The organism is Aneurinibacillus sp. XH2 (assembly GCF_001439585.2).
Classification (GTDB): Bacteria; Bacillota; Bacilli; order Aneurinibacillales; family Aneurinibacillaceae; genus Aneurinibacillus; species Aneurinibacillus thermoaerophilus.
The window spans coordinates 3,308,545-3,327,500 of sequence record NZ_CP014140.1 but is presented as its reverse complement, the minus strand read 5'-3'; the positions used below and the strand labels follow the sequence as shown (position 1 = coordinate 3,327,500).

Annotated in this window: 20 protein-coding genes and 10 tRNA genes (1 of these 30 running past the window's edge); 25 read left to right on the top strand and 5 right to left on the bottom strand. The window is 46.1% G+C overall.

Annotated elements, in window-relative coordinates:
- The 10 genes from ACH33_RS16495 to ACH33_RS16450 all read left to right on the top strand — a co-directional run.
- Positions 1 to 33 (top strand) — tRNA-Asp (locus ACH33_RS16495) (it extends 44 nt beyond the left edge of the window).
- A 13-nt stretch (positions 34 to 46) separates the two neighbouring features.
- Positions 47 to 122: transfer RNA gene (locus ACH33_RS16490), tRNA-Phe, on the top strand.
- A 28-nt stretch (positions 123 to 150) separates the two neighbouring features.
- Positions 151 to 226: transfer RNA gene (locus ACH33_RS16485), tRNA-Thr, on the top strand.
- Positions 227 to 278: 52 nt separating this feature from the next.
- Positions 279 to 363, top strand: a tRNA-Tyr gene (locus ACH33_RS16480).
- 7 nt (positions 364 to 370) lie between these two features.
- Positions 371 to 445 (top strand) — tRNA-Gln (locus ACH33_RS16475).
- A gap of 5 nt (positions 446 to 450) precedes the next feature.
- A tRNA-Lys gene (locus tag ACH33_RS16470) sits at positions 451 to 526 on the top strand.
- 7 nt (positions 527 to 533) lie between these two features.
- A tRNA-Leu gene (locus ACH33_RS16465) sits at positions 534 to 616 on the top strand.
- Positions 617 to 629: 13 nt separating this feature from the next.
- Positions 630 to 705 (top strand) — tRNA-Gly (locus ACH33_RS16460).
- Between the two features lie 52 nt (positions 706 to 757).
- Positions 758 to 834, top strand: a tRNA-Arg gene (locus tag ACH33_RS16455).
- A 5-nt stretch (positions 835 to 839) separates the two neighbouring features.
- Positions 840 to 923: transfer RNA gene (locus tag ACH33_RS16450), tRNA-Leu, on the top strand.
- A 90-nt stretch (positions 924 to 1,013) separates the two neighbouring features.
- Here ACH33_RS16450 and ACH33_RS19535 read toward each other — a convergent pair.
- Entirely contained in the window at positions 1,014 to 1,184 is a 171-nt protein-coding gene (locus ACH33_RS19535) for a hypothetical protein (RefSeq protein WP_162265054.1), read from the bottom strand.
- Between the two features lie 634 nt (positions 1,185 to 1,818).
- Here ACH33_RS19535 and ACH33_RS16445 point away from each other — a divergent pair.
- Positions 1,819 to 2,286, top strand: a complete 468-nt coding sequence (locus ACH33_RS16445) for a hypothetical protein (RefSeq protein ID WP_057899979.1) — start codon at positions 1,819 to 1,821, stop codon at positions 2,284 to 2,286.
- Between the two features lie 172 nt (positions 2,287 to 2,458).
- Here ACH33_RS16445 and ACH33_RS16440 read toward each other — a convergent pair whose 3' ends face one another.
- Positions 2,459 to 2,971 carry a hypothetical protein gene (locus ACH33_RS16440; protein WP_057899978.1) on the bottom strand — a complete coding sequence of 171 codons (513 nt, stop codon included), beginning with the start codon at positions 2,969 to 2,971 and terminating at the stop codon, positions 2,459 to 2,461.
- A gap of 353 nt (positions 2,972 to 3,324) precedes the next feature.
- On the opposite strand from ACH33_RS16440, the gene ACH33_RS16435 reads away from it, so the two are divergent.
- From ACH33_RS16435 to ACH33_RS16415, 5 genes are all read left to right on the top strand, one after another.
- Positions 3,325 to 3,762, top strand: coding sequence for a hypothetical protein (locus ACH33_RS16435; protein ID WP_057899977.1), 438 nt, complete (start codon positions 3,325 to 3,327; stop codon positions 3,760 to 3,762).
- 3 nt (positions 3,763 to 3,765) lie between these two features.
- A complete protein-coding gene (gene alr, locus ACH33_RS16430; protein WP_057899976.1) occupies positions 3,766 to 4,950 on the top strand; it encodes an alanine racemase in 1,185 nt (394 codons plus the stop codon).
- 262 nt (positions 4,951 to 5,212) lie between these two features.
- Entirely contained in the window at positions 5,213 to 5,497 is a 285-nt protein-coding gene (locus ACH33_RS16425; protein WP_057899975.1) for a CopG family ribbon-helix-helix protein, read from the top strand.
- 3 nt (positions 5,498 to 5,500) lie between these two features.
- The gene (ndoA, locus tag ACH33_RS16420) at positions 5,501 to 5,851 is read left to right on the top strand and encodes a type II toxin-antitoxin system endoribonuclease NdoA (RefSeq protein WP_057899974.1); all 351 of its coding nucleotides are present in this window, start codon (positions 5,501 to 5,503) and stop codon (positions 5,849 to 5,851) included.
- A gap of 91 nt (positions 5,852 to 5,942) precedes the next feature.
- Entirely contained in the window at positions 5,943 to 8,105 is a 2,163-nt protein-coding gene (locus tag ACH33_RS16415; RefSeq protein ID WP_057899973.1) for a Tex family protein, read from the top strand.
- A gap of 29 nt (positions 8,106 to 8,134) precedes the next feature.
- Here ACH33_RS16415 and cmpA read toward each other — a convergent pair whose 3' ends face one another.
- Together cmpA and ACH33_RS16410 are read right to left on the bottom strand one after the other, a co-directional pair.
- Positions 8,135 to 8,254 (bottom strand): cortex morphogenetic protein CmpA, encoded by a 120-nt coding sequence (gene cmpA / locus ACH33_RS19530; protein WP_091260565.1) that lies wholly within the window; start codon positions 8,252 to 8,254, stop codon positions 8,135 to 8,137.
- Positions 8,255 to 8,344: 90 nt separating this feature from the next.
- On the bottom strand, positions 8,345 to 8,689 hold the full coding sequence (locus ACH33_RS16410; protein ID WP_057899972.1) for a hypothetical protein: 345 nt from the start codon (positions 8,687 to 8,689) through the stop codon (positions 8,345 to 8,347).
- A 99-nt stretch (positions 8,690 to 8,788) separates the two neighbouring features.
- On the opposite strand from ACH33_RS16410, the gene ACH33_RS16405 reads away from it, so the two are divergent.
- The 7 genes from ACH33_RS16405 (at position 8,789) to ACH33_RS16375 (ending at position 15,625) form a co-directional block, all read left to right on the top strand.
- On the top strand, positions 8,789 to 9,271 hold the full coding sequence (locus ACH33_RS16405; protein ID WP_057900438.1) for a SprT family protein: 483 nt from the start codon (positions 8,789 to 8,791) through the stop codon (positions 9,269 to 9,271).
- The gene (thiL, locus tag ACH33_RS16400) at positions 9,252 to 10,274 is read left to right on the top strand and encodes a thiamine-phosphate kinase (RefSeq protein ID WP_057899971.1); all 1,023 of its coding nucleotides are present in this window, start codon (positions 9,252 to 9,254) and stop codon (positions 10,272 to 10,274) included. Before ACH33_RS16405 ends, thiL begins: the two co-directional genes overlap by 20 nt.
- Before the next feature lie 29 nt (positions 10,275 to 10,303).
- The gene (tsaE, locus tag ACH33_RS16395; protein ID WP_057899970.1) at positions 10,304 to 10,783 is read left to right on the top strand and encodes a tRNA (adenosine(37)-N6)-threonylcarbamoyltransferase complex ATPase subunit type 1 TsaE; all 480 of its coding nucleotides are present in this window, start codon (positions 10,304 to 10,306) and stop codon (positions 10,781 to 10,783) included.
- Positions 10,764 to 11,477 carry a tRNA (adenosine(37)-N6)-threonylcarbamoyltransferase complex dimerization subunit type 1 TsaB gene (tsaB, locus tag ACH33_RS16390; protein ID WP_057899969.1) on the top strand — a complete coding sequence of 238 codons (714 nt, stop codon included), beginning with the start codon at positions 10,764 to 10,766 and terminating at the stop codon, positions 11,475 to 11,477. The genes tsaE and tsaB overlap by 20 nt, the downstream gene beginning before the upstream one ends.
- Positions 11,478 to 11,493: 16 nt before the next feature.
- Entirely contained in the window at positions 11,494 to 11,979 is a 486-nt protein-coding gene (gene rimI / locus ACH33_RS16385) for a ribosomal protein S18-alanine N-acetyltransferase (RefSeq protein ID WP_057899968.1), read from the top strand.
- Between the two features lie 172 nt (positions 11,980 to 12,151).
- Positions 12,152 to 13,210, top strand: a complete 1,059-nt coding sequence (gene tsaD, locus ACH33_RS16380; protein WP_057899967.1) for a tRNA (adenosine(37)-N6)-threonylcarbamoyltransferase complex transferase subunit TsaD — start codon at positions 12,152 to 12,154, stop codon at positions 13,208 to 13,210.
- Between the two features lie 198 nt (positions 13,211 to 13,408).
- Positions 13,409 to 15,625 (top strand): hypothetical protein, encoded by a 2,217-nt coding sequence (locus tag ACH33_RS16375; RefSeq protein WP_057899966.1) that lies wholly within the window; start codon positions 13,409 to 13,411, stop codon positions 15,623 to 15,625.
- A gap of 123 nt (positions 15,626 to 15,748) precedes the next feature.
- Here the strand turns inward: ACH33_RS16375 and ACH33_RS16370 are convergent, their stop codons facing one another.
- Positions 15,749 to 17,686, bottom strand: a complete 1,938-nt coding sequence (locus tag ACH33_RS16370; RefSeq protein WP_057899965.1) for an ABC transporter ATP-binding protein — start codon at positions 17,684 to 17,686, stop codon at positions 15,749 to 15,751.
- Positions 17,687 to 17,768: 82 nt separating this feature from the next.
- Between ACH33_RS16370 and ACH33_RS16365 the strand changes: the two genes are divergently transcribed.
- On the top strand, positions 17,769 to 18,362 hold the full coding sequence (locus ACH33_RS16365; protein ID WP_057899964.1) for a 5-formyltetrahydrofolate cyclo-ligase: 594 nt from the start codon (positions 17,769 to 17,771) through the stop codon (positions 18,360 to 18,362).
- 98 nt (positions 18,363 to 18,460) lie between these two features.
- Positions 18,461 to 18,952 carry a MogA/MoaB family molybdenum cofactor biosynthesis protein gene (locus tag ACH33_RS16360; protein WP_057899963.1) on the top strand — a complete coding sequence of 164 codons (492 nt, stop codon included), beginning with the start codon at positions 18,461 to 18,463 and terminating at the stop codon, positions 18,950 to 18,952.
- Positions 18,953 to 18,956 lie beyond the last annotated feature (4 nt).

Genomic DNA, 18,956 nt, shown 5'->3' with positions numbered 1-18,956 from the left:
AGGTCGCGGGTTCGAGTCCCGTCGGCTCCGCCATTTTACATCATTGGGCTCGGTAGCTCAGTTGGTAGAGCAGAGGACTGAAAATCCTCGTGTCGGCGGTTCGATTCCGTCCCGAGCCACCAGTCACAAACTTAGGAATTTTATCATGAAGCCGGTGTAGCTCAACTGGCAGAGCACCTGACTTGTAATCAGGGGGTTGAGGGTTCGATTCCTTTCGCCGGCACCATCACAGTATTTCATTACTCTGAATATCTACTCTTTGGATTGTCCAATAATATGGAGGGGTAGCGAAGTGGCTAAACGCGGCGGACTGTAAATCCGCTCCCTCTGGGTTCGGCGGTTCGAATCCGTCCCCCTCCACCATTGAAGTTGGGGTATCGCCAAGCGGTAAGGCAACGGACTTTGACTCCGTCATTCCCTGGTTCGAATCCAGGTACCCCAGCCATTGATGAGCCATTAGCTCAGTTGGTAGAGCACCTGACTTTTAATCAGGGTGTCACTGGTTCGAGTCCAGTATGGCTCACCACTTTCATGCGGGTGTGGCGGAATTGGCAGACGCACTAGACTTAGGATCTAGCGCTTCGGCGTGGGGGTTCAAGTCCCTCCACCCGCACCAATTTAATTAAAATGCGGACATAGCTCAGTTGGTAGAGCACAACCTTGCCAAGGTTGGGGTCGCGAGTTCGAGTCTCGTTGTCCGCTCCATCTGTATTCATTTTTACTTAGTTGTATTTTCAGGCTTCTTCATTTTAATAATGTGCCCGTAGCTCAACCGGATAGAGTGTCTGACTACGAATCAGAAGGTTGGGAGTTCGAGTCTCTCCGGGCACGCCATTTATGCCGATGTGGCGGAATTGGCAGACGCGCACGACTCAAAATCGTGTGGGGTACCCCCCGTGTGGGTTCGACTCCCACCATCGGCATCAAAAAGGAGACTTTGGGTTTGTGGAAAGCCTACTAATAAAAGTTTTATGACATACTATTTTTACTGCATACAATCTTCGTACTGTGTATTACTTATTAAAAGCTAAATCACCTAATTCATCAATGTTAATACTCCAAATATCATCGCCATTATATATAGCGACCTCATTAGCTTCTCTATTGAAGTAAAGTGAATATTTTTCTTTTTCTTTAATCAATTCCATGTCCTTCAAATATTGTTCCATATCTTGCATTTTCATTCCCCTTCCTTATTTAGTAGTTTGTGTTATTGTGAAACAATTGTTATTTTAAAAGCATTTCAAATGTCTATATTTCACTACTTAATCCGAAAAGCCTAAATTTTTAAATGAAGTTTCAATGGATATGTATGCAACGAATCCGTTCGACATTTACTTGTCATTCAAAACACAAGAGATAAACGCTTTTAAGATGCCTTCAAGAGAATACAATACAGATGTTCCTTTAAGAAGTGTTTTACAAGAATTAAAAGGATTGACGAATTGATTAGATAGTTTGCACACTGTAGCCTTGTAAAAAATTGTTTAATAATGATTGATTAAAAGTAGACGTTAAATCATAAAATGTCTACTTTTACAATGGTAATATGCACCAATGTAGTGTGTAGAAAAGGGTTGAGTAGATTAACCAATGGTTTTAGACGGCTTATGCTATATAAAAAAGTGAATCGAAATATATTGGGATTCATGCGTTCGATAGAATCTACATGTTTTGTTTTGTATTTCGAGGACTTATTTTAAAACTATTTGGTTTTTTTATCACTTTATGTATTTTTTTACAAAAAAACTATTGACATCCATTTTTTTGATATTTTATATTATGAGTTGTAAGAAGAAAATTAAAAGGTGAAATTTTATGAAAACTAAAACTATTAGTAGGATGGTAAAAGGAGTCTTAGCAACATCGCTTGCTACAGCCGTTGCGTTTGGGGTAAGGCAAGAGTCATTGGCGGCTTCGCCTCAAAACCAAGAGAATGTTGTTAAACCACAGGCAGGTGTCATTACTCCTCAGTCTATTGTTTCAAAAACGAAGTCAGTAACTTTTAAGGCTGGAGGAACTTATCAAACGTTAAGCATTACAGGAACTTTTGAAACACAATATAGTGATATTTATGAGAGACAAATGTTTGCGGGAATTAAATCTATAACTTCGAAAGTAACAACTGGTGGAAGCTGGAAACAAACAGGGTATGAAGTACGGCTAATTGATGGTGGTCGTACATATGTTATTACTGTATCAGGATATTTTACAATAGCTGGAGTAACTTATACAGTTACAGAAAGCGTAGAATTTTATTGTAATGCTGATGGTTCCATTAGCTGATGAGAAAACTTCATTTTAACGAATGCCGAAATTTGAAATACAGGTGAAATTTAACATGAATAGCGATTCATCCCCCACCTACGCCGGAGGCGTGGAGGAAGGGGACTTCTCGCGTGTTATGTTAAAAAGCACTTTTCCTCTTCAGTAAAGAGGAAAAGTGCTTTTTTCTTTATTAAAACATATTTTTCAGCATGGACTGTACCATTGGATTTTGTAAAAGTTTGGTGATTTCGGCAAAATCAATTCCGCTTAGCGTATCAGAAAGGCCTTCTTTTCTATTTGGCTTTTTGTTGTTTGTTTTTCCTAGCTTTGTCACTACACCGCTGTTGAGGCCCTTTTTTATTAATGTTTGTACCGCAGGGTTTTGCAGTATTTCTATTAGTGCGGCGGCATCTAACCCTTTGCTATCGTTTCTTTTTGTACGGGTTCTTCCGCTTTCTGAAGTTTGGTTCTTACGACGGAGAAACGGAAAGAGGTTAATACGGCGGCGTTGTCGTGGCTTGCTTCTCGTTGTTCGCGTTCTCCGGGCTACCGACTTTGTTTGATTTAATGCTTTTTCGATTTTACTTGCAGATTCTTTTGTCTCATTCACCTGGCTTGCTATTTCATACAGTGACTGTTTGAATCCTGTAAGCCGTTTGCTTACTGCGGTTGCCGGCTTTTTCTTCTTTCTTTTTTTTGTCAAACCGGTCACCTCCTTAGTTATATAAATTTGTGCACTCTATATAAACAGTGTATGTGTCATTCCTATCGTGAGAAATAAGGTATGTACTCAGAGTGGAATTACGGGCGGGAATCCTTAGCCTTTTCCTTTCACCAGACTTCACTTTGTTTAAAAGTGGGAGTCTTCTCAGTTGCTATGATAAAATAAAAATAAAATGTACTTTTTTACAGAAGATGCTGTCTGAAAGCTCACTGGCTTTAACTGTGGGATGAAAGACGGCGTTGCTCGGTATCCTATTCGTGGAGATGCTTAGAGCAACAATTTTTATGTTTGCAAATGACGTTGCAGAATTTAGTGTGGAGTGGAGGACTGCTATGAAGAAATATCGTCAGGGAAACGTATTGCGACATGAAGAGGCAAGCGCTAAAGATATTTATTTAAGGCGCCCGTTCAAGTACAAGTTCATTGAAACCATTCTTTATGTTTTTGTGATGTTTGGCATATTGAGTTTGCTGCCGAAAAGCAGCGTAGCTGTGTTTATTGTCGCTATGGTAGCTGCTATTGTTATCGTTGGTTTTGCCCCGTTTATTTATAAAGTATTGCTCCATCCAGCATATAAGCTTTCCCGCACCCATTTACTAATTCGTATAGGTAAGACTGAAGAAAGTGTGCCGCTGCATGAACTACAGCGCACAAGCACATGGAATTCGACGTACCGGGCCAACGGGAAGAAATATCACATTATGGCTTCGCAAGAGTTTCTTGAAGAGTTGGACAATCAAATCGCACGTGTACAGAAAAGAGGGAAATAGACGATGGAAGCATTCTATCGGGATGTCTGGGCTGAAATCGACCTAGACGCCATTGGAAGAAATATTAAAACATTTCGTAAGCACATTCCTTCAGAAACAAAAATTATGGCGGTTGTTAAGGCGGATGGTTATGGTCATGGTGCTTTTCAAATAGCGAGGCGGGCGCTTAAGGAAGGCGCTGATTGGCTGGGGGTCGCGTTGTTGGATGAAGCGTTGGAACTTCGTCACCAAGGAATTGAAGCGCCAATTCTTGTTCTCAGTTCATTTCCTACCCGGGGAATCAGGCTGGCCATCGAACATGACATCACTATGACAGTATATCAATTGGAGATGTTGCGGAAAATTTCTCAGGAAGCTGAAAAGCAAAAAAAGCGGACAAAAATTCACATAAAAGTGGATACAGGCATGGGACGTATCGGTATGCGGAGCGAGGAAGAATTAGGAGCATTCATGGAAACGGTGCGCGATTGTCCGTGGGTAGAGGTCGAAGGGATGTTTACTCACTTTGCAACAGCTGATGAGGAGGACGGCACCTACACAAAAGAGCAGTTTCAGATGTTCCAACGCTTTGTGGATAGTCTGGAGGAAAGAGGAATGAAGGTTCCACTCCTGTATACAAATAACAGCGCAGCGGCCATGTTCTACCCGGAGCAAAGCCGTCATATGATCCGTTTGGGTATTAGTTTGTATGGCCAGTATCCTTCTAGGTACTCGAAAACGACAGGTATCCCGCTAGCGCCTGCGTTTCAATGGAAGGCGCGGATTAGTCATGTTAAACAAGTGCCGGCCGGGGCAAAAATCGGCTATGGTGCGACTTATGAAGCGAAACGAGATGCGGTTATTGCCACCGTTCCGGCAGGGTATGCGGATGGATACAATCGTTTGCTGTCGAATAAGGGGTATGTGCTTGTTAAAGGTTATCGAGCGCCGATCGCTGGACGTGTCTGCATGGATCAGTTCATGATTGATGTTACGCACATTCCGAATGTAGCTGCGGGAGAGGAAGTAGTTTTGATCGGGCGACAGGGCAACGAAGAGATTTCGGTAGATGAGATGGCGGAATGGCTGACGACGATTAACTATGAGGTTACATGCATGGTTAGCAAACGGGTTCCACGCGTATATTACGAAAATGGCCGCATTGTTGCTGTAAACAATCACATATTACCAGACTTCTGTAAGGAGTAGGGAGTTCATGCGTCGATTCCTACTGTTGTGACGCAGGAAGAATCATGATACAATCAGTAAGAATCAAAATCTCTTCTAAAAATGGCGAAGAGATGCAGGAATTTGCTATTATAACTCGAATACTAAGAAGGGAAGTCGAATCTTCCCGCTAAAAAACCGTGCAAAGTATAATTCTGTACCCATTACGACATACTGGTAATGAGACGTACGCGCGGTCTTTCATCTTAGAAAAAAGTTGTACAGTGTTGGTGTTGGAGGTGCGATGGTCTTGTCTAAAATGGACACGAAGCGAATTATGATTAGCTTGCCGGGGCATCTATTGCAGGAAGTCGATGGATTGGTGGAGAAAGAAAAATCTAATCGCAGCGAGTTTATCCGTCAGGCAATGAGATTATATTTGAAAGAGCGGAAGAAGCGGCATATTCGTGAAATGATGCAGCGTGGATATATGGAAATGGCCAATATTAATCTAGACATCGCGAGCGAGGCTTTTCAGGCTGAGGAAGAAGCGGATTTGACATTGGGTCGTTTAGTGAGCGGGGTGTAGTGTGTGATCGTGAAGCGTGGCGACGTATATTTTGCGGATTTATCCCCTGTTGTCGGATCGGAGCAGGGCGGAGTCCGGCCTGTGCTGGTTATACAGAATGATATAGGAAACCGCTTCAGTCCGACAGTAATCGTCGCAGCCATTACGGCCCAAATCCAAAAAGCTAAGTTGCCTACCCATGTAGAAATTGATGCAAAGACATACGCATTTGACCGTGATTCTGTTATCCTGCTTGAGCAGATACGGACGATTGATAAACAGAGATTAACGGATAAGATCACACACCTTGATGAAGAGATGATGGAGCGAGTAAATGAAGCTCTTCAGATTAGTTTGGGACTTATTGACTTTTAAACAAGATTCGTTTTTTATAATTTCTCGAAAGGCTGCTGTGAAATACGGTAGCTTTTTTTCATTATAAAAAAGTCGCGGAAGGATTGTTACTATGGAAATAAAACAGATGGCTTCGGTTATTGCGGATGAGTTACAAATTACTTCCGGACAGGTGGAGCGGACCATTGCGTTGCTTGATGAAGGTAGTACGGTTCCGTTTATCGCCCGTTACAGGAAAGAAGCTACAGGAATGCTGGATGAAAATCAAATTCGTTTCATTCAGGAACAGGTTCAGTACTTGCGTCAACTTGCGGAAAGAAAAGAGGAAGTCATTCGCCTGATTGCTGAACAGGACAAGTTGACAGAAGAACTGGAAAAACAAATTCGGGACGCGACAAAATTACAACAAGTAGAAGACTTATACCGTCCCTTTAGACAAAAGCGGCGGACGCGGGCGACGGTGGCGAAAGAGAAGGGGCTTGTGCCGCTCGCAAATTTCATGTTAATGGCTTGTACAGGTGACTTGCAGGAAGAAGCAGCAAAATATATTAGCCAGGAAAAAGGGGTTGCTTCAGCGGAAGAAGCGATACAGGGCGCATCTGATATCATTGCGGAGCAGGTAGCCGACGACCCGGATGTGCGCAGTTGGGTACGGGAGTATACGATGAAGCATGCGACGCTTATCACATCCAAGAAGGAAGATGAACCATCCGGAAAAAAAGTGTATGAAATGTACTACGAGTATAGCGAGCCGGTCAGCCGGATGGCACCCCATCGAGTTCTTGCTGTAAACCGGGCGGAACGGGAAGGGATTCTGCGCGTAAAGCTTGCGCTTGATTCTGCTCCGATATTGCAACATTTGGAACGAAATTGGATTCGCAAAAATAGTATTGCAGCCGAGCAACTAAAATCCGCGCTAGAAGATGGCTACAAGCGGCTGATTGCGCCTGCGGTTGAGCGGGAAGTGCGTGGCCTATTGACAGAGAAAGCTGAAGAACAGGCGATTCATATCTTTGCGGAAAATCTCCGTCAGCTATTGTTGCAGGCGCCGTTAAAAAATCGTGTTGTATTGGCACTTGATCCAGCTTACCGTACCGGATGCAAGACGGCGGTTCTGGATGAGACGGGCAAATTGCTGGAAGTAGCTGTTGTCTATCCGACGCCGCCACAGAACAAAACCGATGAAGCGAAGCGTGTGCTTACAGAACTCATCGAAAAGTATGGGGTGCAGGTCATCGCTATCGGTAATGGTACCGCTTCTCGAGAAACGGAGCAATTCGTCGCTAACATGCTAAAAGAAATTGATCGTGATATTTCTTATATTATCGTGAACGAAGCAGGCGCGAGTGTTTATTCCGCGTCCAAATTAGCAGGGGAAGAGTTCCCGGATCTAGATGTGGCGGAGCGAAGCGCTGTATCTATCGGTCGTCGTTTGCAGGACCCTCTTGCAGAACTCGTAAAAATTGACCCGAAATCCATCGGCGTCGGCCAGTATCAGCATGATGTGTCACAAAGCAGGCTGGCAGATAGCCTGCAATTTGTTGTGGAATCAGCGGTGAATTATGTGGGCGTGGACGTCAACACCGCTTCACCTTCGCTTCTGCAATACGTGTCGGGCATTACCAAACAGGTGGCCAAAAATATTGTGTCTCGCCGCGAACAACTAGGGAAATATGTATCGCGTGCCCAGCTAAAAGAGGTGCCCCGCCTTGGTGCCAAAACATACGAGCAATGCATAGGGTTTCTGCGCATTCCGGATGGCGAAAATCCGCTTGATAATACTCCTATTCATCCCGAATCTTATCCGGCTGTAGCTGTTCTCTTGCAAGAGCTCGGAATTCGGACGGACGAGATTGCGAGCGAGGCGGCAAAAGCAAAGCTAAAGGAAGTCAATGTAAAGGATATGGCGCAGAAGCTGAGCATTGGCGAACCGACGCTCACCGATATTATCGAAAGTCTTCTGCGGCCAGGACGAGATCCGCGAGAAGAATTGCATGCACCGCTTTTGAAAAAAGATGTATTAGATATTACAGATTTGTCGAAGGGGATGGAACTGCAAGGTACAGTACGCAACGTAGTCGATTTTGGCGTATTTGTGGATATCGGTTTGAAAAATGATGGACTTGTCCATATTTCTCAATTGAGCCGTCGCTTTGTTAGACATCCGCTGGACGTCGTATCCGTTGGCGAAATTGTTACCGTCTGGGTAAAGGACATTGATGTGGAAAAGGGACGGGTCGGCCTCACGATGCTAGGACCGGAAGCCGTGCAATAGTCGAGGTTAACAGGGAGGCCGTAAAAGCTTCAGTTGCGGCCCCCCTGTTTGTCATTGTATAAGAACCAGCAATCGTTCAGCAGTAGAATTTGCTTCCGGTTTTTTGTTTGAAAAGCTTTCATCAGTTGACGTTTTAACCATTGAGGCATCCTTATTCCTCCTGTTGACATATAGTAAGGCCAAAAAGCGGAATACGGTACGCGCGTCTTTTACTACTATATGTCACTGGAGCTTGGATGTTACTCGTATTCATTTTCTTCTGCCAGATATTCGAGTTGCGCGTGGAGGGCACGAATTTCAGTCAGCAGCGAGATGAGAGGATAATGTTCCTCCTTTAGTGAGGCGAATTGCTTTTCTAGGTTGGCTAGGTAATCGATGCCCTGGATAATGCGGGCATTTGTATCATGCAATTCGATATCACTGCATTCGGCAATAATGTGCGGCAGAACGGGGCGTTCTGCGACCGTTAGTTTGTCGATTTCTTTATGCAATCGGCGTAAAAGGGCAATAAGCTGATACATATAGCCGGAAGGCATGGCGACAAATTGGAGTTTATTTTCCACTGATAAAATACAATAGCGCATAACACGGCTCCCCCTTGCTTTGTATATGTCGTATGTACGTTCACAGTGTAGCGTATGTTTCGTCCCGGCGCAAGAATGGGAGGAGAAGAAATGGAAAAACTGACGGATGGACAATTGCAGAAATTGGTGGAGCGAATCTCTACGAAATTTTTTCGGCGCCCGTTTGCGCACAGGGCGTACTTTAACCCGCGTTTGAGAACAACAGGGGGGCGCTATGTACTTGGGACGCACAACATTGAGCTAAACCCCAAGCATTATGAAATGTTCGGAATGAATGAGCTTATCGGTATTATTAAACATGAACTCTGCCATTATCATTTGCATCTGACTGGCCGGGGATACAAGCACAAAGACGCGGATTTTCGACGGTTGTTGAAAGAGGTTGGTGGAAGTCGATACTGCCGTTCGGTAGCGCCTGAGCGGAAGCGGGAGACGTACCGCTATGAATTGATATGCAGGGATTGCGGAACACGCTATTTGCGCAGGCGGAGAATGAATACCTGCAGGTACGTTTGTGGAAAGTGCAGGGGACGCCTGCTGTTGCGTGAATGGAGGGAATACAATGACGGAAAAACGCCGTGATGAATTCGGGTTAATTTCGTATTTAACTGGCGGGCAAACCATACCGCAGGCGCTCAAAGGGCGGATTGCCGTCGGAAATGGGGATGACGCCGCCGTCGTCGCCGGAAGAAGTGGATATGATTGGGTTGTTTGCTGTGATTCAATGATCGAGGATGTGCATTTCAAACGGCAGACGATGCTGCCGTCTGACATTGGCCATAAAGCGCTGGCGTCAAACATTAGCGATATTGCGGCGATGGGTGGAATGCCGCTGTTTTATCTTGTTTCTCTTGGATTGCCGCGCACATGGACGGAAGAAGAGGTTGCAGAAATATACAAAGGAATGACGGAATTAGCCATGCGTTACGATATGGCGCTTATTGGCGGAGACACAGTGGCCATGCCGGGCCCCCTGACTATCACAGTTATGGTGCTTGGAGAAATGGAACAGGGGAGAGCGCTCCGCCGTTCTGGTGCCCAGCCGGGTGATCTCGTATTTGTCACCGGAACAGTGGGAAATTCAGGAGCCGGGTTGGATGTACTTTTGCAAGAGAGGTGGGGAGTGCATAACATTCCAAATGAGTGGGAATTTCTTGCTTCTTGTCACCGCCGCCCGGAACCAAGAGTAGACGCCGGACGAATGCTTGCGCAAAGCGAAATACGCATTGCGTTAAACGATATCAGCGACGGGCTGGCGAGCGAAGCGTGGGAAATCGCTGAAGCAAGCGATGTGGTGTTAGTGCTGGACGAAGCAAACATCCCGCTCGGTGATTGTATTCAGCGCTACGCTAAAGTTAGCAGAAAGGATCCTTTACAATGGGCCTTTTACGGGGGCGAAGATTATCAGCTGATCGGATGTGCGCCTGCGGCGGCCAAAGAAAAGCTTTCTGAAATGTTCGAGAAGGCTGCCCTTCCGCTTTACTGGATCGGCGAAGTACAGGAAGGAAAGGCACAGGTATGGTTGCGGAAATGGAATGGAAAGCTAACGCAGCTTGAGAAAAAAGGATATAATCATTTTACATGAACGGTAAGTTTGTATAGGAAGTGATAAAAATGGAAAAAAGGCAAACGTATACGTTTTACACCCGTTCCGTAGAAGAAACGCAGGCGCTGGCTGAGAAGCTGGGAAAACGGGTAGAACCAGGAGATGTATTTACTTTGTCCGGAGACTTGGGAGCCGGAAAAACGAGTTTTACGCAAGGATTGGCCCGCGGCATGGGAATAGAGGGCGTCGTGAATAGCCCGACGTTTACGATTATTAAAGAATATATAGGACGTTTGCCTCTTTATCATATGGATGTATACCGTATAGAAGATGAGGCGGAAGATCTTGGGCTTGATGAATATTTCTACGGCGATGGCGTTACGGTTATAGAATGGCCGCAAATGATTGCTGAGCAGCTTCCTGAAGAACGCTGTGAAATCGTAATCAAGCGCGGCGCTGAGGATGAGAGGACACTTATTTTTACCCCGATAGGGAGCCGATACCAAATATTATGTGAGGCGATAAAACATGATGATTCTGGCGATTGATACATCCAACTTTAGCCTGGGCGTCGCTATTTGTTCCAAGGAAAAAGTTCTTGGGGAATGCACGACAAATTTAAAGAAAAACCATAGTGTTCGCTTGATGCCAATGATAGACCAGTTGTTGAAGGAAGTGGAAGTCGATCCGGCGGAACTTTCCGCAATTGCTGTTGCACGCGGGCCGGGCTCTTATACAGGGGTTCGCATTGGGGTGGCTACCGCCAAAAGTATGGCCTGGTCGCTTAATATTCCGCTTATCGGTATATCAAGCCTCGAGGTACTGGCCTGGAATGGTGCATATTTTCCAGGCATGATTGTGCCGTTGTTTGACGCGCGCAGAGGACAAGTGTATACAGGCGTCTATCGTTCTGTTCCCGAGGGAGGCGTACAGCTTGCGGAACCAGAGAGAATTGTGTTGTTCCGCCAAGCTTTAGAAGAATGGAAGACGATCGCAACGGAAGAGCCTGTCCTCTTTTTAGGTGATGACGTGGCGCCTCATAAAGAGACCATCCAGGAAATACTTGGTAAGAGGGCTGTATTTGCGCCGCTGTCGTATCAAATACCGCGTGCCGCTCATCTTGGCGCGGCGGGATGGAAAGCGCTGCGTGAAGGGCGAGTGGAGAATACGCAAACCTTTGCTCCGGTCTATCTTCAATTGGCGGAAGCGGAAGCGAAGTGGCTCGCCAGTCAGAAGAAGTAGGGGGACGGACGGTACGATGGAACAAGAATTTATGATTCGCCGTATGGAGATGAAAGACCTTGACGATATTGAAGAAGTAGAACAACTTTCGTTTCCTACCCCGTGGTCGCGCGAGTCTTTCATCAATGAGCTGAAAAATAACGTATTCGCCCGTTACTTCGTAATTGAAAAAGACAAGCGAGTTATCGGGTATGGCGGAATGTGGCTTGTACTGGACGAAGCTCATATTACGAATATTGCCATTCATCCCGATTATCGCGGTTTGCGTCTCGGGGAACGTCTGATGCGACGATTAATGGGCTTGGCCATCCGTTCCGGCGCCGCTAGCATGACGCTGGAAGTGCGCAAAAGCAATGAAGTGGCGCAGCGGTTGTACAGGAAGCTTGGATTTGTCGAAGAAGGGGTGCGTCCCGGTTATTACACGGACAATGGAGAAGACGCGATTATTATGTGGGCAACATTAAAAGAGAATGTTTGCGAGACAGAAACCTTTGATTTATAAGGGTTTCTTTTTTTGTCTTTAATGATAAGAATGAGGTTATCGGTTTTTATGTTACCACTAATAGTTTCTTGAAAGATATGGAGCTTTTGCAATAATATAACCATTATGTTGTGTATAATTGTATACAAGCACGTTTATTCCAAGGTATTCGAAAATGCAGGTGAAATAAAAAATGAACAATTGGAAACACAAAGTTTACAAGCGCCGTGAAGAAGCGCTGGCATCCGGGAAGCCGATCCGTATTCTTGGCATTGAGACGAGCTGCGATGAAACGTCGGCCGCCGTTATCGAGAACGGGAATACGATTCGTTCTAATGTGATTTCTTCCCAGATCGAAAGCCATAAACGTTTCGGCGGTGTAGTACCGGAAGTTGCTTCGCGGCACCATGTTGAAAATATTACGTTAATTATTGATCAAGCGCTGCGGGAAGCGAACCTTACGTTGGATGATATTGATGCGATTGCGGTTACATACGGTCCGGGACTTGTAGGGGCGCTTTTGGTCGGTGTGGCAGCAGCTAAAGCGATTTCGTTTGCACGCGGGATTCCGCTTGTAGGCGTGCATCATATCGCAGGCCACATTTACGCCAATCGTTTTGTCAAGGAATTGGAATTTCCATTGCTTGCGCTGGTTGTTTCCGGCGGGCATACGGAACTGGTTTATATGAAAGAGCATGGTGCTTATGAAATTATTGGACAAACGCGTGATGACGCGGTAGGCGAAGCATACGATAAAGTGGCCCGCTCGCTTGGCCTTCCGTATCCGGGTGGCCCGCATATTGATCAGCTGGCGCATGAGGGCGAACCGTCCATTCCGTTGCCGCGCGCCTGGTTGGAAGGAACGTATGACTTTAGTTTTAGTGGCTTAAAATCGGCGGTTTTGAATACTTTACACAATGCGGCGCAACGGGGAGAGTCCATCGAACCGAAGAATCTGGCCGCCAGTTTTCAGGAGTCAGTCATTGAAGTGCTTGTAGATAAAACATTTAGGCTAATTAATGAGCGCCCGGTAAAACAGCTTTTGCTGGCCGGCGGTGTGGCCGCTAACAAAGGTTTGCGCCGCGCGTTGTCCGAGCGGGCGGCGCGGGAAGGCGTGGAACTTATCATTCCGCCACTTTCGCTTTGCACCGACAATGCAGCGATGATTGCTGGAGCTGGCTATATTGAATATAAAAAGGGAAACCTAGCTAGTATGACGTTGAACGGTGTTCCCGGTTTACCTCTCGCTTGAAAAGGCAATCCTATGTACAGGGTTGCCTTTTTTCTACGTGTAGCTTTTTGTCAAAACTTGTGGACATATGCTGAATAACATTATCCATAGATTTGTGGATAATGTGGATAAATTAGTGGATAACCTATTTTACCAACCTTTATTTGTGTTAAGAGGTGTGGATAAAGCTGTGTGTATGTGGAAAAGGAGAGAAGCGGGTTGGGAAAAAAGACGATTCTTGTTGTTGGGTTTTGTAGTTTTTTTCTCGCTTCTTGTTTATGTTTTGCCACAAATGTTCTTTCCCAAAACCGATCTTCCGTTATGTTGTTTCTCGTGCCGGAGCTTACCCGGGAAGATGTTCGCGAGGCATATGATTCGCAGCGTTTTCCTTTCTTAAAACAGGCGGCGCTGGGGGAGTTAAATATAAGAAGTGCCCTATCTCTTAAAGATATTCACAATGTATTGACGATAAGCGCGGGAACGCGCGCGGCAGGCTCAGAATGGGGAAGGCACGCATACGGAATTCACGGACGCAATGGAGAAGGAATTGCCTTATACCGTCAATATACGGGAGAAATACCTCCCACGTTGCGGAACGGCTCAGTTCTGTTTCCTTATATGGCCGTTTTGCGGAGAAGCAATGAACAAAAAAATACAGGGGCGGTGCCGGGGTTAGTAGGAGAAACACTGGAAAGGCATGGAATTTCCAGAGCCGTTATTGGTAACAGCGATACAAATAGCCAAATCAGCCGCTTGGCAGCATTGATTACGATGAATCAAAAGGGGATCACCCCTGAAGGATGGGTTGGGGAGGAAACGCTGATCCGCCATGCTTTTTTTCCAGGAGAAAGAAAAACAGATTACTCTTTCATGTACTATCATATGGCGCGATGGAAAGCCAGAGGTGTTGGCCTAATTGTAGCGGAACTGGGCGACTTGCGCCGATTAGGGAAATATGAAAGCGTGCTGGATACCGAGCGATATGCTCTCCTGCGCAAACAGATCGTGCATGAGATGATAGGGTTTGTGGGAAAACTGGTTGCGGAAGCCGAACCCCGGCAGCGCATACTGCTTGTTTCTGCCTCGCTTCCTGACAGCGAAATCGTCGCCAAAAAAAGAATGGCGTCTGTACTTTTGTGGGAAGCCGGAAGGTACGGTGGGGTGATCACGTCTGGTACGACAAGGCAACCGGGAATTGCGGCCAACATTGACATCGCCCCGTCCGTTCTGTCCTGGCTTGGAATACAGCTCCCTCCCGAAATGAAAGGACTGCCGCTTAGAGTTGATCGTTCGCGTTCGGTATCCCATGATTCATTTTGGCGTACAGCGGAACTGGTGGATGCTATTTACGCTACAAGACCGTTTGTTTTATATCCGTATATAGTTTTTTCTATCATTGTGATTTTAGTTGTACCCGCTTCTTTATTTTTGCGCGGGAAAGCAGAAGAAATAAAAAGAAAAGCCACACCGGCGCTCCAATGTTGTTTGTTATTCGTTTTGCTGATGCCTTGTCTGCTTCTGTTTCTTTCTGCCTTGCCGTATTTGCCATCACCTTTACTCACAGTGCTTTTGCTGGGCGGCGTGGGAAGTTGTCTGGCATATATACTACGAAAAACGTCGTTTGGTCTTTGTTTTTTATGCGTTGGCCTTGCAGGGTGGCTTCCTGTTCTGGCGGACGGTTTGTTGGGAGGCGAGCTGATCCGGCGTTCTTATCTGGGATATGACCCGGTTATTGGCGCTCGTTATTATGGAATTGGTAATGAATATATGGGCGTTATGCTGGGCAGTGTTGTACTAAGTTTGGCAATGTGGGGAGAACTGCGGGGGAAACAGAGAAGAGGGTTTCTCATTGCGACTATGCTTGTTTTATTCGCCATACTCATTTTGTATATGGCTTGGCCAGCAGGGGGAAGCAAAGCAGGGGGAATTCTCGTTTTTCTGGCTGCTCTTGTATATGGCGTGTTCGCTTTTTCCGGGTGCTCCATGCGAATATGGCGTGTGGTACTGGTTGTAACTATCGGCTTAGCAGCGGCCTGTTTGGTGTTCTGGCTGAATTATCAATTCGCCGCGCAAGAACAGTCACACATTGGTCGGGCGGTCGGAGAACTGCTGGGTGGAAACTGGGCGGAAATCGGGAGAATTATAGAGCGAAAGGTAACGATGAACTGGCGCTTAATTCTGACTTCCATATGGAGTAAATTGTTTATTGCTGGTTTGACCGTCAGCCTGCTGCTTTTGTATTGGAAGAGGGAAAAAGTAAAACAATTAGCTTCACCTTCTTCTTTTTTTATCGCCGGAGTAAAGACGATCGCGTTTGGTTCGTTTGTTGCCTTGTTCACCAATGATTCGGGTATTATTGCTGCCGCGTTGGCCATGCTGTACGCGCTCGTCCCCATTTTGTACGTTTTGTTGCGGAATGAAAATACGGTTGACTAGCGCTATCATAACAAAAGCAGAGGCTAAACTTTGTGTTTCATCTTTTTGCCGTTTACATACGAAAAAACGGCCGCAATTTTTTTCCCGCGGTGAATAAGCCGGGAGGTTTTGCGGCCGCTGTAGTTATTCCTGTAATTCCGCCCACTCTTCCAGACAGGCATCCAGTTCCACTTTTTTTGCTTCCATTTGCTCATGAAGTTCCCGCGCTTTTTCGTGATCCTGAAATACTTCTGGTTTGCATAATGCTTCTTCCAGCGAGGCGATCGTTTCTTCCAGCTGTCCGATCGTACTTTCCAGTTCTTCGATGCGGCGCTGACGTTGACGTTCCGCCCGTTTTGCTTCTTTGTTTTGCAGGAACTTTTCTTTATTGGAGGAGGGAGCAGGATGCTGTTCTTGTTTCTGAACCGCTTTCGCTGGAGCAAGGGCAGCTGACTGTAATTCCTCCAGTTCTTGCTTTTTCTCCATATAATAATCGTAGTTCCCGAGGTAAGAAATAACGCCGTTCGGAGTCAGTTCAAGCACCCGGGTCGCGATTTTGTTAAGGAAATACCGGTCGTGTGATACGAAAAAGATGGTACCAGGATAATCTTCTAGCGCTTCTTCGAGAATTTCTTTACTGAATAGATCAAGATGGTTTGTTGGCTCGTCCAGAATCAGGAAATTCGCCTTTTGCAGCATTAATTTGGCCAGCGAGACACGGGCCCGCTCTCCGCCGCTCAATTCACTAATTTTCTTAAGCACGTCATCGCCGCTGAACAGGAAGTTGCCCAGCACGGTGCGAACGTCTTTTTCCTGCATGGTCGGGTATTCGTCCCACAGTTCGTGCAACACTTGCTTCGCATGATTTAAATCTTCCTGTTCCTGATCATAAAAGCCAAGCATGACATTGCTTCCGTACTGAATTGATCCGGCGAGCGGCGGCATTCGTTTAACGATTGTTTTCAGCAAGGTGGATTTGCCAAGGCCGTTTGGGCCGAGCAGTGCTACACGTTCCCCGCGTTTGATGTCAAACGACAGGTTCTGAGCGAGCAGCGTATTTCCGTATCCGATCGCAACATCTTGTACAGTCAGCACTTGGTTACCGCTTACTTTCTCGATATCGAAGGAGAAATGTGCTTTTTTCAATTCGCTGATTGGTTTTTCGATCGGTTCCATCCGTTCCAGCATTTTGCGCCGGCTTTGCGCGCGTTTGGTCGTAGAAGCGCGGGCGATATTGCGCTGTATAAATTCCTCAATGCGCGAAATTTCTGCCTGTTGTTTTTCGTACTGCTTCATTTGCTGCTGTACCCGCTCGCCTTTCTGGATAAGATAATCAGTGTAATTGCCGACATAGCGCGTAACCTGGGTTCGTTCCAGTTCGTAAATAATATTGACAAGCGAATCGAGGAAGAAGCGATCGTGCGATACGACCAGCAGGGCGCCCGGATAGTTTGACAGGTATTTTTCAAGCCAGCCGAGCGTTTCAATGTCGAGATAGTTAGTCGGTTCGTCCAGAACTAGGACATCTGGTTCCATCAGGAGTAGTTTGGCCAGCGCGAGGCGCGTCTTTTGCCCGCCGCTTAATTGATGAATCGGCGTATCATAATCTTCCGGAAAAAAGCGCATGCCGTGCAGAACAGAACGGGTTTTTGCTTCGTATTGATAGCCGCCTTTCGATTTAAACTCCTCGGCTAATTGGGAGTAAGCGTTCAACAGCCGTTCGTGCTGGGATGCATCGGCAATAATGTTGGGATCAGCAATTTTCTGTTCAAGGCGGCGTAATTCTGTTTCCTGTTCCTTAAAATGTTCAAATACGGTCATCATCTCTTTCCAGATAGTATGTTCCGTATCTAGACCGCTATCCTGGGCCAGGTAACCGAGCGTCGTATCTTTTGCCTTCTGGATCTCTCCCTCGTCCGGCAGGATTTGGCCCGTAATAATTTTAAGCAGCGTCGATTTTCCAGCGCCGTTCACGCCGACCAGCCCAATCCGTTCGCCTGTCTGCAGTACCATATTAATATTGGAAAGCACCGGAGTGGCGCCGAATGATTTGCTTATGTTCAATGTTTGCAATAAGATCATTACTTAATTCACCTCTATTTTTGTCCATTGTTAGTTTATCGTAAAATACGGGCAAGGGAAAACCGGGGAAGGGAGAAAAGTGATGAATAAGGAAGAAAAAAAAGATATCAAGCGTCTTGTGCGCCGTGAGATGTTAAAGCGGAGGGCGGCGCTATCCGCGAAAGAGCATATCTGTAAATCAGAGGCGGTGGTGAAGCGGTTGTTTGCCGTCCCGGAAGTTCGTGCAGCCCAGAGGTTGTTTACTTTTCTTCCTTTTAGAGATGAAGTCAGGATTGACGCGTTTCTGGAAGCGTGCCGCGATGAAGCCAAGAATATATACATACCGAAAACGATTGTTGCTGATAAACAAATGATCCCTTATCTTTTTGTAGGATGGGATTCGCTTGTGGAAGGCCCGTATGGCATTCGTGAGCCGGATACGGACAGAAGCGAGCTGTGGAGCGGTGAAGCATTTGATATTATTATTGTCCCCGGAGTAGCTTTCACCGAGCGGGGAGAACGTCTTGGATATGGCGGAGGCTTCTATGATCGTTTCTTTGCTCAGCTAAAGGGGCCCCCTCCTTTGCTTATCGCTCCTTGTTTTGAAGTGCAGATCACGACTTTTCTTCCGGTGGAGTCTCACGATAAAAAAGTGGATATAATTGTAACAGAGTGCCGCACTATCGTTTGTTCATGATTTTGCCACTGTATATATGCGCAAAAATCGACACAACTTGGACAGGTTGTAGTACAATATAATTGAATTTTTATGTATAATAACGGAGGGTTACCTGAATGTGGAAAATTGGGGTTGTCACATCTAGCAACTCGGTGTATCGCGGGGAACGGGAGAATGATTGTTTTCTGAGACTGGAAATGTTGCTGAAAAGCAATTTTGACGTTGATGTTACCCACCATCGTGTGTCGCCTGACAATATAGAGATGCTTAAAGAAAATATGATTGAACTTGTCGACCGGGAAAGAGTCGATTTATTGATTACAATTGGCGGCACAGGACTGAGCCCGGAAGATGTGACTCCAGAAGCGACGGAACTTGTTATTGATCGCCATGTTCCGGGGTTGGCTGAAGAAATGCGCCGCTCTGCTATGCAAAATTCGCGCAAGGCATTGTTGACGCGCGCCGCCGTAGGTACGCGTGGAAATGCGCTGGTAATTAATCTTCCAGGAAGCCTCCCGGCAATGGAATGGTGTTTTCTGGCGATCGCAGACCAAATTTCGTCAGCGCTGGCTATTATTCAAGGAAAAAATGAAAACGTAAATATTTAAAGGT